The organism is Ruegeria sp. A5, from assembly GCF_056543005.1.
The window spans coordinates 771,135-784,899 of record NZ_JBQGAV010000001.1; the positions used below are offsets into that span (position 1 = coordinate 771,135).

The 13,765-nt window shown below is 58.7% G+C and carries 12 protein-coding genes; 6 read left to right on the plus strand and 6 right to left on the minus strand.

What is annotated here, in order from left to right; all coding sequences use genetic code 11:
- Window positions 1-11: 11 nt before the first annotated feature.
- The gene (locus tag ACR0AY_RS03905) at window positions 12-1,499 is read right to left on the minus strand and encodes an adenylate/guanylate cyclase domain-containing protein (RefSeq protein ID WP_170509448.1); all 1,488 of its coding nucleotides are present in this window, start codon (window positions 1,497-1,499) and stop codon (window positions 12-14) included.
- Window positions 1,500-1,840: 341 nt separating this feature from the next.
- Here ACR0AY_RS03905 and ACR0AY_RS03910 point away from each other — a divergent pair, with 341 nt between their 5' ends.
- Genes ACR0AY_RS03910 through ACR0AY_RS03920 form a run of 3 tightly spaced genes read left to right on the plus strand, consistent with a single transcriptional unit; the run spans window position 1,841 to window position 4,873 of the window.
- Entirely contained in the window at window positions 1,841-3,391 is a 1,551-nt protein-coding gene (locus ACR0AY_RS03910) for a trimethylamine methyltransferase family protein (protein WP_170509445.1), read from the plus strand.
- 19 nt (window positions 3,392-3,410) lie between these two features.
- Window positions 3,411-4,142, plus strand: a complete 732-nt coding sequence (locus tag ACR0AY_RS03915) for an SDR family oxidoreductase (protein ID WP_170509442.1) — start codon at window positions 3,411-3,413, stop codon at window positions 4,140-4,142.
- Window positions 4,139-4,873, plus strand: a complete 735-nt coding sequence (locus ACR0AY_RS03920) for an SDR family oxidoreductase (RefSeq protein WP_170509439.1) — start codon at window positions 4,139-4,141, stop codon at window positions 4,871-4,873. Before ACR0AY_RS03915 ends, ACR0AY_RS03920 begins: the two co-directional genes overlap by 4 nt.
- A 12-nt stretch (window positions 4,874-4,885) precedes the next feature.
- Here the strand turns inward: ACR0AY_RS03920 and ACR0AY_RS03925 are convergent, their stop codons facing one another.
- From ACR0AY_RS03925 to ACR0AY_RS03940, 4 genes are read right to left on the minus strand one after another with little or no spacing between them, the layout of a single operon-like run.
- Window positions 4,886-6,226 carry an NAD(P)/FAD-dependent oxidoreductase gene (locus ACR0AY_RS03925; RefSeq protein WP_170509436.1) on the minus strand — a complete coding sequence of 447 codons (1,341 nt, stop codon included), beginning with the start codon at window positions 6,224-6,226 and terminating at the stop codon, window positions 4,886-4,888.
- Window positions 6,223-7,719 carry an aldehyde dehydrogenase gene (locus tag ACR0AY_RS03930; protein ID WP_170509434.1) on the minus strand — a complete coding sequence of 499 codons (1,497 nt, stop codon included), beginning with the start codon at window positions 7,717-7,719 and terminating at the stop codon, window positions 6,223-6,225. Before ACR0AY_RS03930 ends, ACR0AY_RS03925 begins: the two co-directional genes overlap by 4 nt.
- A 3-nt stretch (window positions 7,720-7,722) precedes the next feature.
- Window positions 7,723-8,640, minus strand: coding sequence for a dihydrodipicolinate synthase family protein (locus ACR0AY_RS03935; protein WP_170509431.1), 918 nt, complete (start codon window positions 8,638-8,640; stop codon window positions 7,723-7,725).
- Window positions 8,641-8,647: 7 nt separating this feature from the next.
- Window positions 8,648-9,358 (minus strand): GntR family transcriptional regulator, encoded by a 711-nt coding sequence (locus ACR0AY_RS03940; protein WP_170509428.1) that lies wholly within the window; start codon window positions 9,356-9,358, stop codon window positions 8,648-8,650.
- A 133-nt stretch (window positions 9,359-9,491) separates the two neighbouring features.
- On the opposite strand from ACR0AY_RS03940, the gene ACR0AY_RS03945 reads away from it, so the two are divergent.
- The 3 genes from ACR0AY_RS03945 to ACR0AY_RS03955 all read left to right on the plus strand — a co-directional run bounded on the left by ACR0AY_RS03945 (window position 9,492) and on the right by ACR0AY_RS03955 (window position 11,825).
- Complete coding sequence (locus ACR0AY_RS03945) at window positions 9,492-10,442, plus strand: GlxA family transcriptional regulator (protein ID WP_170509425.1); 951 nt, start codon at window positions 9,492-9,494, stop codon at window positions 10,440-10,442.
- A gap of 74 nt (window positions 10,443-10,516) precedes the next feature.
- A complete protein-coding gene (locus ACR0AY_RS03950) occupies window positions 10,517-11,272 on the plus strand; it encodes an SDR family NAD(P)-dependent oxidoreductase (protein ID WP_170509423.1) in 756 nt (251 codons plus the stop codon).
- A 10-nt stretch (window positions 11,273-11,282) separates the two neighbouring features.
- Window positions 11,283-11,825: a sugar O-acetyltransferase gene (locus ACR0AY_RS03955; RefSeq protein WP_170509420.1), complete on the plus strand. Its 543-nt coding sequence runs from the start codon at window positions 11,283-11,285 to the stop codon at window positions 11,823-11,825.
- Window positions 11,826-11,896: 71 nt separating this feature from the next.
- Here the strand turns inward: ACR0AY_RS03955 and ACR0AY_RS03960 are convergent, their stop codons facing one another.
- Entirely contained in the window at window positions 11,897-13,705 is a 1,809-nt protein-coding gene (locus ACR0AY_RS03960) for an ABC-F family ATP-binding cassette domain-containing protein (RefSeq protein WP_480453741.1), read from the minus strand.
- Window positions 13,706-13,765 lie beyond the last annotated feature (60 nt).

The window sequence follows — 13,765 nt, forward strand, 5'->3', positions numbered from 1 at the left end:
AGACGTAGTGGTCAGCTTTTGGTTTTAGAACCGATCAGGAACCACGTTTTCACAGCACCCAATCCCTTTATCTCCACCACGCCTCGGGGTTCGAAGTCGTAGTCCGCTTCAAGTTCCTCTTTTGCGGCACCCGTTACCTGGATCCTCCCCGGTTCTCCGTGGCTCTCCATCCGGCTGGCGGTGTTCACCGTTTCCCCCCAAACATCATAGAACAACTTCTGGTTTCCAATGACACCGGCGACAGCAGGCCCTGCGTGAAGTCCGATTCTTACTTGAAGCCCATCCGGGAAATCAGGTGACATTTCCGAAACCAACCGCTGCACGTCCAGTGCCATCTCGGCGACGCGATGCACCGGGTCGCCGACCGGAGACGGCATACCTGCCGCGACCATATAGGCATCACCAATTGTCTTGATCTTTTCCAATCCGTGTTTGTCGGCCAATTCGTCAAATAGACGAAAGATGTTGTTCAGAAACCCGACTACATCTTCCGGTGGCAGTTTCGATGCCCGTGGCGTGAAATCCACGATATCAGCGAATAGTATTGCAACCTTGGGCAAACTGTCAGCGATAGTCTGGTCTGGCTCAAGCTTCAATCTTACCGCAATGTCTTCTGGCAGCAGATTGTAAAGCAACTTTTCCGACCGGTCGTATTCGGCTTCCAGTTCGGCTCGCTGGGTCTCTACCTGTTCATAAAGATCACCCAGCCGCGCACTTGTTGCATTCACGTCGTTTGCCAATTTGCCAAGCTCGTCGCGATTGGGGACATCAACTCGCGCCGCGAAATCTCCTTCGGCGACAACGCTAAGTGTTTGACCAATTCGGCGCATTGGCCAGATCAGTGACGAAGAGATTGCGTAGCCAAGAAAAAGGGCTGCCCCCATTGCAATTGTTGCCGCCGCCACGACCATTTTGCGCGTCGATTGGTAAACTTCGGCATTCCTATTTGCCCGGTCACGCATCTCTGCTTCGGCGCCCTGCACAAGATTATACGCATCGCTTTGCAGTGAACGAACTTGGCGAAAAATCTGATCCAATCCCAATTCGGCGAGATTCTGCATGTCTCCGTCTCTTCGAAATCGCACCATGGCGGCGGCCTTGGTTTTGATGTCGCCCAAATCTGCGCGGATTTCGTCAATGGTTTGGGACTCATTGCTGCCCGCCTGCAGGAACCGACGTATCCCTTGCGCAATGTGATGTTGCAGGTTCTCGATCTGACCGATGAAATTGCCGGTTGAAAACGCAAAAATTTCGTCCGATTCGTCCCCGGGCGTCTGATCGATGACCAAGGACAAGTTCATCAGGTTCAACTCGCTCAGCGCCAAATGGATTTCGTTAAAATATGCAATCCTCTCCTGATCATGGATCATCGCATCGACACGCCTGTTCGATTGCTGCAAGGCCGACACCGCAAAAAGCGCCAATCCCAAAAGCAACAACGTGATACCCAAAAACGCCATCAGCAGTTTTACCCGCACAGACAGGGCAGCTTTTGCCACGCTCCTTACGATCAGATTTGGTTGCTGAGAGTTCCTAATGCGCTGCTCCCACATGGATTAAGCCCGTCTCGAATGGTGCCGATACATTGATCAGAATACAGTCTGCGGGTGGGCTAGTCACTTTTGGCGGCAATTCTTTGGCCCGATCGTCTGCTTCGCTGCCATTGTGTGATGTCAAACACAAACTCTCACAACGATGCGTTTGAGATGCTTTAGCGAACCTCCTTCGAGTTGCCGTTTTTTTGGCGAAACCCCAACGTCGCATTTCGCAACAGTCTTTCGCATTCCTGCATGTGCACCCCACCCCTTCCATTTCACACTGAACCGGAAGGAGGCACCATATGACCAGAACTGCCACAGCCACACGTACCGGAGGGCGCTCGGCCCGCCGCGCCATGCGCACCGCCCCGAACTTTGAGATGTTGCCGGGCCTGACCCGCGGCATTCCGTTATGCGAGGTGATGGACGGCGCGCAGGTTGAACGCATCGATGAGGCATCGATGGATATTCTGGAAAACGTGGGTGTCCAGTTCCGTGACCCCATCGCGCTGAAAGACTGGAAGAAGGCTGGTGCCAAGGTCGAAGGCGAACTCGTCTATCTGGATCGCGGTCTGGTGCGCGAGCTGATCGCGACCATCCCGTCAGATTTCACCTACCACGCGCGCGATCCGAAAAAGAATGTCCGGTTGGGCGGCAAACACTCGATCTTCGTGCCAATGACCGGCGCGCCGTTCCTGCGCGATCTGGACGATGTGCGCCGTAACCCGACGCTGGATGATCTGGCGATGTTCCACAAGCTCAGCCATATGCTGCCCGCGCTGCATTCCTCGGCCCATCACATCGTGGAACCCTATGATCACCCGATCAGCCAGCGCCATCTGCGGATCACTTATTCATCAATGAAACACTCGGACAAAACTTTCATGGGCATGACCACCAGCCCCAAGAATGCCGAAGATGTCATGGAGATGTGCTCCATCCTGTTTGGCGAGGATTTCCTTGAGGATCACCCTGTCACCACCGGCAACTGCAACGGCAACTCGCCACTGGTCTGGGATGAAACCATGTTGGGCGCCATGCGGGCCTTCTGCCGCCGCAAACAGCCGGTGCTGTGCTCGCCCTTCGTACTGGGCGGGGCCAATACGCCTGCCAGTGTCCCGGCCACCGTGGCGCAGCTGAACGCCGAAGCGCTCAGCGCGTTGGCCTATACGCAGGTGATCCGCAAGGGCGCGCCTGCGATCTATGGACATTACCTATCGACCGTCTCGATGAAATCCGGTGCACCGATGGCAGGCACGCCCGAAATCAGTCTGATGAACTTCATGATCGGACAGATGGCCCGGTATTACGAAGTGCCATGGCGCACTTCGAACACGCTGGGTGGGGCCAAGACGTTCGACGCGCAGGCAGGCTATGAATCCGCGACCACCCTGCAGGCGGTGATCCATGCAGGGGCCAATTACATCTGGCATTCAGCGGGCTGGAACGAGGCTGGGATGCACTGCTCGACCGCCAAGTTCATCGTCGACGCCGAACAATGTGCCATGGCTTATCGCATGGCTGAGGGTCCGAAGTGGCACGACTTCGATCAGGCCGTCTCGGCCGTCGGCGATATCGGACCCGGCGGGCATTATCTGGGGCATCCCCACACGCAGGACAATTTCCAAAGCGCGTTCTTCATGCCCGACATGTTCGACAACAACTCGATCGAGCAATGGCAGGCCGAAGGTTGTGTCGAGATCACCGAACGTGCCCTGAAACACGCCCGCAAGCTGCTGGCTGAGTATCAGGAGCCAACGCTCGACATCGCCAAGAACGAAGAACTGCTGGACTACATCGCACGGCGCGAGCGCGAGATCCCGGCGGCGGATGAGTTGAACCAATCCTACTAAGTCCCGGGGAGGCACACGAATGAGGTTCGCTGGAAAAACCGCACTCGTCACCGGGGCGTCGGGCGGGATCGGGGGGGCCATCGTCAGCCAGTTGCGGGCCGAAGGCGCGCGTGTGGCCGTTGCTGACCGCGATGTGGGCAGCCTTGAAGCCGAGGCGCATCTGCCCGGCGATCTGCGCGATCCCGACTATTGCGACGGGCTGGCCTTGGTCGCACATCAGGCGCTGGGTGGTCTTGATATCGTGATCAACAATGCAGGCGTGATCACCCGCGGCCCGGTGACTGAAACATCCGATGAGGACTGGGCCCTGTCCGTCGGAGTGAATGTCGAGGCCCCTTTCCGTATCTGCCGCGCTGCGATTCCAATCATGGCGGCGGCGGGTGGCGGTGCTATTGTGAACACTGCCTCGTGCTGGGGCCTTCGACCTGGCCCGGATCATGCGGTGTACTGCATGACCAAAGCAGCCATTGCCAGCCTCACCCAATGCATGGGGCACGATCACGCCCATCAGGGCATCCGCATCAACGCCGTTTGCCCGAATGAGGTGAATACGCCGATGCTGCGTTCGGGCTTTGCCAAACGTGGGTTCGATCCTGATACGGCGATTGCCGAGCTTGGGAAGTCGGTGCCTTTAGGGCGTATCGCCGAACCCGAAGATATAGCGGAAGTGATCCTTTTTCTCGCCTCGGATTCGGCGCGCTACATGTGTGGTGCTCTGGTCGAAGTGAATGGGGGCAAGCCTGTGCAATGAACAGATTTGCAGGAAAAACAGCGCTCGTGACCGGTGGCCGCAGTGGCATCGGACAAGCCATCGCCCGGAGGCTGCGCGAAGAAGGGGCTAATGTCTACACTGCGCAGCGCGGTAAGGATGATGAGTTCCCCTCTATCCCGGCGGATTTTGCAAACCCGGAAAGCCCGGCGCAGATCATCAAGCAGGTTGTGGACAGCGCGGGCCAGCTGGACGTACTGATCAACAATGCAGGCATGATGCAGGAGGCCTCCGTCAACGACATGCCGCTTGAAGATTGGCAACGCAACCTCATGGTCAACCTAACCGCCCCGTTCCTGCTGATCCAGGCTGCACTGCCACATCTGCGCAAAACCAAGGGCAGCATCGTCAATATCGGCTCGGTCGAGGGGTTGGGCAGCAACCCCGGCCACGCCGCCTACTGCGCCTCTAAGGCCGGGCTGCATGGGCTGACCCGCGCGGTTGCCGTGGACCACGGAGCAGAAGGCATTCGCTGCAATGCAGTGGCACCGGGCTGGATCGACACAGACCTCAACATCGATTTCATCGAGAGCATGAACGACCCTGGCGCATTCCGCCGGGATATCGCCCGCATTCATCCCGTTGGCCGCACCGGCGACCCGAAAGAAGTCGCCGCACTGGTCGCGTTCTTGGCAGCCGAGGAAGCGGGTTTTGTCACCGGTCAAATTTACACGATCGATGGCGGACGGATGGCAAAGCTCAGCCTGCCCTGACCAGCCTGCATGCTATTCCGCCCCTGATCGCCACTCTTTCCAGCGCAGATACGTATTGGCCCCAACCGATGCGAAGGGCTCGGGTGGCAAACGCGGTGGTATCGGTTGCGCCAGAAAATGATCTGCAATCTGGGAGTCTTTTCCCAGTACAAGCTCTGCCACGCCCATTCCCTGCAGTGTTCCTCGCGCTATACCCAATCCGTTTTGACAGCAGGCGGCATATACACCCTGCTCGATCTCACCGAACGCGGCCGAGCCATTGCGGCTGAGGCACAGCATCCCAGCCCAACGGTGCTGCATCTGTACATTCGGCAAGTTGGGAAATCGCTCCTGAAACTTACGATCGTGCACCGTGCCTGCCCGATTCAACTGGCTATCGCTGCTGTGGATTTCAGGATGAAAGCTTGAACAGGTCCGGATCAGAATGCGATCCCCATAACTGCCCGAAACCCGCCGGACCGAAGTGCCCATCGGATCCGCTGGCGTTACTGACCAGCGTGGCTGTCCGCCCAGCGTGGCGATCTGATCTGGCGTCAGTGGTTCCGTTATCGACGCGTAGAGGCAGATGTGCATCAGACGCCGCTGGTAAAACCCAAAGCTTTCCAGATGACCATTTGTTGCCATCACGATCCGCCCCGTCGAAACCCGCGCCTGTTCGGTCTCGACCACCCAGCCACCGCCTTGTTTGCGAAACCCTGTCACGGCAGAGTTTTCATAAACACCGATCCGCCCAGCCAGATGCGTTGAGAGAGCCCGCACATAGGCTGCAGGCTGGATCATCACCGTCCCGGGCGCAAACAGACCAGATGTGTAATGCGGGCTGCCTGTCAGCGCCTGCATCTGCTGTGCATCATAAAGCTCGTGGGGCTCTCCCAATCGCGCCAGATGCACTGCGTAGTCTGCGTTGTGCCGATCACCCGCTGCGGTCGCAGCAGCGTTGATCTTGCCGCACGGGTCGAACATCTCCGGCGACAGGTCGCACTCAGCGGCTACCCGGGTCGCAAAGGAAATCGCCTGGCGATTCAGCGCGATTGTGGCCCGATCTGCCTCCAGCCCATCGCTGGCGTAATTGTCCGAGGCCAAGTCATGCGGCAGATCGATCATGAACCCCGAGTTGCGCCCGGCAGAGCCTTCCGCAAAGCGCCCAGCCTCAAGCACCACAACCTTCAGCGCCGGATCAAGCTGATGCAGCCTCAGCGCTGCGGACAGCCCGGCAAAACCACCGCCGATGATGGTCACATCTGCGGTCTGGTCTTGCTCAAGCCGAGGCAGGTCTTGCTGCAGAGGCAGGATGGCATTCCATCCTGCCACGCCGGTTTGCCGGGGCAAACGTTTGGCGGTGTAGATCGTCAATCTACCGCCTCATCTTCGTCATCGGCCAGATCAATCCAGATGGTTTTCAGCTGGGTATACTGATCATGGGCGTGAACCGAGTTGTCCCGGCCACCAAACCCTGACTGCTTGTAGCCACCAAAGGGTGTGGTGATATCCCCTTCACCAAAGCTGTTGATCGTGACGGTACCCGCCCGGATCGCCCGGGCACCCCGGATCGCGCGTTTGGCGTTGGCCGTGAAGATCGAGGCGCACAGCCCATACTCGGTGTCATTGGCAATGCTGATCGCCTCGTCAAAGCCCGAAACTTCGATCACCGACAAAACCGGGCCAAAGATCTCCTCGCGCGCCAGCGTGGCATCGTTTCCGGGCACCTCGACCACCGTGGCTTCAACAAACCCATTCTCCGCCTTGCCACCAATCAGCACAGTCTCGGCCTGATCCAGATAGCCGCACACCTTGGAATAATGCCCCTCGCTGACAAGCGCGCCCATGCGGGTCTCTGGGTCCAACGGGTCGCCGACATTCCAGTGCTTGGCATGATGCGCGATCCGTTCCAGCAGTTCTGCCTTCACGTCCTTATGCACGATCAACCGCGACGAGGCCGAGCAATTCTCGCCCATGTTCCAGAATGCGCCATTGACGACATGCGCCGCCACCCGATCCAGATTTTCCGCATCGTGCAAGACGATGGCCGGGTTTTTGCCGCCCATTTCAAGCACAACTTCCTTGGCATTGCTTTCAGCGGAATAGCTCAGGAACTTCTTTCCGGTTACGGTCGAGCCGGTAAAAGACACCATGTCGATGTCCATATGCCGCCCGATGGGTTCGCCCACCTCGGCACCACCGCCGGGCACTACATTCAGCACACCGCGCGGCAACCCGGCCTCAGACGCCAGCTCCGCCACCTTTAAAGCGGTCAGAGAAGTCTCGGCCGCCGGCTTCAGCACCACTGAACAACCCGCCGCCAGAGCCGGCCCGATCTTCCACGCCAGCATGAGCAGAGGGAAGTTCCACGGCAGGACCAGCCCAACCACACCGATGGGTTCTCGCACCACCATTGCGATGTGATCATCACTGGCCGGTGAGACCTGATCATAGATCTTGTCAATCGCCTCGGCGTGCCATTTCAGGCAGTGGATCGTCTCGGGAACATCAACGGTTTCGCAATCAAAGATCGTCTTGCCACTATCGATGCTCTCCATCACCGCCAGTTCCCGCGCATTCCGGGTGATCAGCTTGCACAGCCGGATCAGCACATCCTTGCGATCTGACGGGTGCATCTTTGACCAACGCCCATCATCAAACGCTTCACGCGCTTTTTCGACGGCGAAATCCACATCCTCGGCACCACAGGCCGCGATGCTGGTCAGCACCGCCCCTGTGGCCGGGTTTACGGTCTCGAACACCTGCCCCGAGATTGCCGGGCGGTATCCGCCGTCGATGAACGCGCCCGTCGGCAAATCCAGATGCGCAGCGATGGATTCGTATTCGTCTTTCGTCAGCAAGCTCATGCCTCAATCCTCCGCCACAATATCTGCGATTTTGCGTTTCAGAACGCGCGTCACCTGTTCCAGCGCGCGTTTGTCATCCTTATTCAACCCTTTGAGCGGAGGTCTCACCATCCCCGCATCAATCCCATTCATGGTGACGCCATGCTTGATCGTCTGGATGAACTTGCCCCCCTGCTCCAGCACCCGCATCAGCGGCATCAGCGCGCTCATGATGCGGCGGCCTTTGGCAAAGTCGCCCTCGATCACACAGGCCTGATACAGCGCCACATGCTCGGCGGGCAAAAAGTTCGACCCGCCACAGACCCAGAACGGCGCGCCCCAAGCGAAGAACTCCAGCGCCTGATCGTCCATGCCGCAGCCCAGCTGAATATGCGGATAATCCCGCGCCAGCAGATGTACCCGGTTGATATCGCCCGAGCTTTCCTTGATGCCGCAGAAATTCCGGCTGCGGCCCACACGGTCCAGGAACTCTTCCCCCATCATCGTGCCGGTCCGGTGCGGATAGTTGTACAGCATCACCGGCAAATCAGCCGCCTTGTCGATAGCCAGAGCGTTCAGCGCATTCTCACGGTCGGTCGGCACCGAATACGGAGGGCTGGCCAACAGGATCGCATCCGCGCCAAGTTCGCGCGCACCTGAAGCCAGCGCAACGGAATCGCCGGTCAGCATCGCCCCGGTTCCCACAACCAAAGGTACACGTCCCGTCAGCTGTTCATGCGTAAACCGCGCCAGTTGCAGCCGTTCATCGACGGTCTGGGCATAGTTCTCACCGGTCGATCCACCCGAGATCAAGCCGTGTACGCCCTGTTCGATCAGGTACTCGATCACCTCGGCCAACGCGTCCCAGTTCACGCCGCCATCCGCCGCGTAGGGTGTCACCACCGGCGTATAAATACCCTCAAATCTGAAGATCGGAGTCATGTTTCCCTCATGCAGATGTCTTGCCGGGGACCTGTCCCAGCTGAAAATCCAACCCCTCGGGCATCACGAACAGCTCGATCTGATCGCGTGACAGGGTCCAGTGGTCGTCGGCTAGCTGCGCAGCAGCCGCCTCATCGCCCGCCTCGATGGCGGCGATGATGGCGTCGTGCTGATGGCTGGCTTGCGATAGGTTCTCGGTCATCTGTGCGGTCTGCGGGCGATAAAATGTCATCCCGATCCGCGCATGGTCGATTAACAACCGATTGAACGAAGGCGATAGATAGACATTCCCCGCCATTTCACCGGTCACTTCGTGAAACCGGGTATTGGCCAGCGTCCGCTCCTCAGCCGAGCCTGTACGCAAGGCTTGCCGAAACGTCTCTTGCGCCTCTTTCAACTGATCGATCTGATCGTGCGTCGCATTCGCCGCGGCCAGACGCAGCACCGCGCCATAGACCATCGGCGCAACCAGAAAGAAATCGCGTAGCGTGGTATGAGACATCTCTGACACCCGCGCCCCGCGATGGGTGCGCAAGTCCAGATACCCCTCACCGGCCAACTGCCGGAACACTTCGCGCAAAGGCGTGCGCGACAGGCCAAAGGCCTGCGACAGCTGCGCCTCGTCCAAATCCTCTCCGGGACGCAAACGCAGGGTCAGAACCGACATCTTCAGATGCTCAGCCAACGCCTCTTTTGGTGATTTCCCTTCGTCCCTCATCCGATCCCCTTCATCACGATCCCGCGAATCGATAGCTTGCCCTCTGGTATCGTAGAAAAATACATGTTGTATACAGTTAGTTTTCGTGCAGCATGCAGAAAACTGTCAGAACGCCCTGATTCCGGTCCTATCGATGAGCCAAACACAGCACTACGCCTTCATACTGGTCGAGGAATTCTCGCATCTCGCCTTCTCCTGCGCGGTCGAGCCATTGCGGATCGCAAATTTGCTGGCCGAGGAAGATCTTTATCGATGGTCCTTCCTGTCCGAACACGCTGAGCATGCGGTCTGTTCAAACGGATCGGTCACTTTGGTGCATGGCGGATTGAGATCTATCCCAAAATGCGACCAACTGTTTGTTCTGTCAGGAATAAACATGCGCAATCACGTCTCGCGTCCGCTGCTCGCAACCCTGCGCCGAGAGCGGGCACGGGGCACCAATATCAGCGCCTTGTGTTCCGGTGCATGGCTGCTGGCCGAGGCCGGATTTTTGGATGGGATGCAGGCGGCGATCCATTGGGAATACCATGATGCTTTCATGGAGGCCTTCCCCGAGATAAACCTTGTTCGCAGCGTCTTTGTCGCCGACGAAAAACACATGACCGCCTCGGGCGGCACCGCGACCGCCGATTTGATGCTGCACCTGATCGAACGCGACCACGGCCACGACCTGTCGGTCGCAGTGGCCGATCAGATGGTCTATAACGCCGTGCGCAACGCCACTGCCGATCAGCGCGTCTCGCTGCAATCGCGCAACGGGATGCGGAACGCGCATCTGGCCAAGGCAATCCACATCATGACCGACAATATCCAAAGCCCGTTGTCCCCCTCGGTCATTGCCAGCGATATCGGAATCTCGACCCGGCAACTGGAGCGTCTGTTTGGGAAATTCCTGAACACCTCGCCCAAGAAATACTTCATGGAATTGCGGCTGGACCGCGCCCGCAATCTGCTGCTGCAGACCGAATCTTCGGTGACCGAGGTCGCCTTTGCCTGCGGTTTCGAAAGCGCCGGCCATTTCTCGCGTGTGTACCGAGCTGCGTTTGGCGTTACGCCGATGCAGCAGCGCAGCAGGCTTGATTGATCAAAGCTGTGACTGGACAGAGGGCCATGGTTGGGATTATCTGAACAAGTGTTCAGATCAGGAAGGAACCCGCCATGCAACTCTCAACCACAGCTGCGGTGATCACCGGCGGAGCCTCCGGCCTGGGTGAAGCCACAGCCCGTCACTTTGCCGAGAACGGCGCGCAGGTCACAATCCTTGACCGCGACGCCGAGCGTGGCCCGCAAGTCGCGGCTGAAATCGGCGGACATTTCGCGCAAACTGATGTGACGGATGAGGCCTCGGTCGCTGCAGCGATTGCACATGCGATGGACAAGATGGGTCGCATCACCGCCGCCGTGAACTGCGCCGGGATCGCGATCGGAGCCAAAACGGTTGGCAAAGACGGCCCGCACCCTCTGGAGGCGTTCCAGCGTACCATCGACATCAATCTGGTCGGCTCCTTCAACGTCTCACGTCTTGCTGCCGCAGAGATGGCAAAGAATGATCCTGAACCGGATGGCGCACGCGGCGTGATTATCAACACGGCCTCCATCGCCGCCTTTGACGGGCAAAAAGGTCAGGCGGCCTATGCAGCCTCGAAAGGCGGCGTGGTCGGCATGACGCTACCCATGGCGCGCGATCTGGCCTCGACTGGTATCCGTGTGATGGCCATCGCACCGGGCATCTTCATGACCCCGATGCTGGCCGGCCTGCCTGAAGAGGTGCAGCAACAGCTTGCGGCGGACGTCCCCAACCCTGCTCGCCTCGGCGACCCGCGCGAATACGGTCGTCTGGCCGGGTTCATCGTCGAGATGGGCTACCTGAACGGAGAGGTCATCCGCATCGACGGTGCCCTGCGGATGCGCTAAGACGGGTTTCATGACCGAGCGGCAGAAAATGGCGGCAGGCGAGTGGTATTGCTGCCTCGACCCCGAACTGGAAGTGCTTCGCATGAAAGCACGCCGCGCGGTTCATGCTCACAACACCTGCCCGCCCGATGACCGAGGGGCTATAGCTCCCGAATTGGCGGCGCTCTTTGCGGGGATCGGGCAAGATTGCTATTTTGAGGCTCCGTTCCACTGCGCTTATGGAATGAACCTGTCGCTGGGCGACCGGGTGTATCTGAATGCGGGCTGTGTCATTCTCGACACCGCGCCTGTTCGCATCGGCAGTGACTCGATGCTCGGCCCCACGGTGCAGATCTATTGCGCCCAACACGCCAAAGACCCAGTCCTGCGCGCGCAGGGTCTGGAAATCGACCACCCGGTGACAATCGGCGAAAACGTCTGGATCGGCGGCGGCGCGATCATAATGCCCGGCGTCACGATCGGAGACCGCGCCATCGTCGGCGCGGGCAGTGTCGTCACGAAGGACGTCCCCGCCGGAGCAACTGTTGTCGGTAACCCTGCCCGCCCCATTTGAGCACGCGCAAACCGGTGCATAGGTTTGTACAACTCAGACAATCTAGTCGATCGAGGTTGTACAACTCGGACTCAACCGGCTTCGGCCTTCTCTTCAAGCATCAGCCACTCTTCCTCAGCCGCTGACAGTTTTTCCTGCCGTTCGACCAGGGCATCGGTTGCCTTCTGGAACTTGATCGGTTCGCGTGTGAACAGCTCAGGATCAGACATCAGTTCTTCGAGCTTGGCGATCTCGGCTTCAAGGCGCGCGATCTCTGCTGGTAGCTTCTCAAGTCGGTGTTTCTCCGAGAACGACAGCCCTGCTTTTGCCTTCGCTTCTTGCTTCACTTTCGGTTTTAAAGGCCTTGCTTTTTCTTCCTTTTTCGCAACTATATCACCTCGCTGAGCGATGTAATCTGACCAACCACCAGCATAGACGGTCGCGCGCCCGTTGCCCTCCATGGCGATGGTTGTGGTTGCAACCCGATCCAAAAAATCCCGATCGTGGCTGACGAGCAGCACCGTTCCATCATAGTCGTCCAGCAATTCCTGCAGCAGATCCAGCGTTTCAACATCCAGATCGTTGGTCGGTTCGTCCAGCACCAGCAAGTTCGATGTTTTCGCCATCAGTTTCGCCAACAGCAACCGGGCTTTTTCCCCACCGGACAAGGACTTAACAGCCGCTCTTGCCTGCGCGTCATCGAACAGAAACTCTTTGAGATAGCCCACTACATGCTTGGGTTGGCCACCCACCATCACCTGATCGGCCTTGCCCGAGACTCGCATCTCGGGATCGCCGGTCAAGCTGTCCCACAGGCTCATTTCCGGGTCCAGCTGTGCCCTCGCCTGATCGAACACGGCGATCTCAAGGTTAGTACCCAGCACCACCGAACCCTCGTCCGGTTCGACCTGACCTAGCAGCATTTTCAGCAACGTGGTCTTGCCCACACCGTTCGGCCCAACAAAGGCCACACGGTCACCGCGCTGAACCAGAAGATCGAAATTGCGCACGATCTGCTGAGAGTCAAATGCCTTTGAAACGCCATTGGCCTCGATGACCTTGCGCCCTGATTTCGGACCGGATTCCAACGTCATGGCAGCCGATCCCTGACGTTTGATCTGCGCTGCACGCTCGGCGCGCAAGGCTTGTAGCGCCCGAACACGACCCTGATTGCGCTTGCGGCGGGCGCTGATACCCTCGACGGCCCATCGCGCCTCGGACTTGATCAAGCGGTTCAGCTTGTGGCGCTGCTGATCCTCCTCTTCCCAGACCTTGTCCCGCCAGTTTTCAAAGGCCGCAAAGCCCTGTTCTTGCCGCCGCACAACTCCGCGATCGATCCACAGCGTCGCACGGGTCAACGCACGCAGGAATGCGCGATCATGCGAGATCAGAACATAGGCTGCACGGGTTGAGCCCAACTCACGCTCCAACCACGCAATCGCCTCGATATCCAGGTGGTTCGTCGGTTCGTCCAGCAACATCAAGTCAGGCGCCTCGGCCATCAGCTTGGCCAAGGCGGCGCGTCGCCTTTCCCCACCCGAAGCGGTTTCGACCGCGCGCTCAGGGTCGAATTTCAGCCCTTCGCCCGCGCGTTCGACCTTATACAGCTCACCCGGTTCCAACCCGCTTGAGGCATAGTCTCCAAGCGTCGCGAATCCCTGCATTCCGGGATCCTGCTCCATGTAACCCACTGATTTACCAGGAGGGATGACGATTTCACCCTGATCGGCCTCGACCAGCCCGGCCATCACTTTCATCAAGGTCGATTTGCCTGACCCGTTCCGCCCGACCAGCGCGACGCGATCACCGGGTTGAACCACAAGGTCCAGATCGGAAAACACCGGATCACCCCCGAACGTCAGAGAGATACCGGACATTTGCAATAAAGGAATTCTCGCCATACCCGCCAGCTAAACCGGCCAAAGCAAGGCGTCAACGCCCCAACTTCACCTTTTCCCAGA

What these genes read in the sequence shown, in the direction of transcription:
- ACR0AY_RS03945 (WP_170509425.1), top strand. Translation starts at nt 9,492, where the DNA reads ATGAGCCAAACACAGCACTACGCCTTCATACTGGTCGAGGAATTCTCG.
- ACR0AY_RS03920 (WP_170509439.1), top strand. Translation starts at nt 4,139, where the DNA reads ATGAACAGATTTGCAGGAAAAACAGCGCTCGTGACCGGTGGCCGCAGT.
- ACR0AY_RS03950 (WP_170509423.1), top strand. Translation starts at nt 10,517, where the DNA reads ATGCAACTCTCAACCACAGCTGCGGTGATCACCGGCGGAGCCTCCGGC.
- ACR0AY_RS03930 (WP_170509434.1), bottom strand. Translation starts at nt 7,719, where the DNA reads ATGAGCTTGCTGACGAAAGACGAATACGAATCCATCGCTGCGCATCTG.
- ACR0AY_RS03915 (WP_170509442.1), top strand. Translation starts at nt 3,411, where the DNA reads ATGAGGTTCGCTGGAAAAACCGCACTCGTCACCGGGGCGTCGGGCGGG.
- ACR0AY_RS03910 (WP_170509445.1), top strand. Translation starts at nt 1,841, where the DNA reads ATGACCAGAACTGCCACAGCCACACGTACCGGAGGGCGCTCGGCCCGC.
- ACR0AY_RS03935 (WP_170509431.1), bottom strand. Translation starts at nt 8,640, where the DNA reads ATGACTCCGATCTTCAGATTTGAGGGTATTTATACGCCGGTGGTGACA.
- ACR0AY_RS03940 (WP_170509428.1), bottom strand. Translation starts at nt 9,358, where the DNA reads ATGAGGGACGAAGGGAAATCACCAAAAGAGGCGTTGGCTGAGCATCTG.
- ACR0AY_RS03960 (WP_480453741.1), bottom strand. Translation starts at nt 13,705, where the DNA reads ATGGCGAGAATTCCTTTATTGCAAATGTCCGGTATCTCTCTGACGTTC.
- ACR0AY_RS03955 (WP_170509420.1), top strand. Translation starts at nt 11,283, where the DNA reads ATGACCGAGCGGCAGAAAATGGCGGCAGGCGAGTGGTATTGCTGCCTC.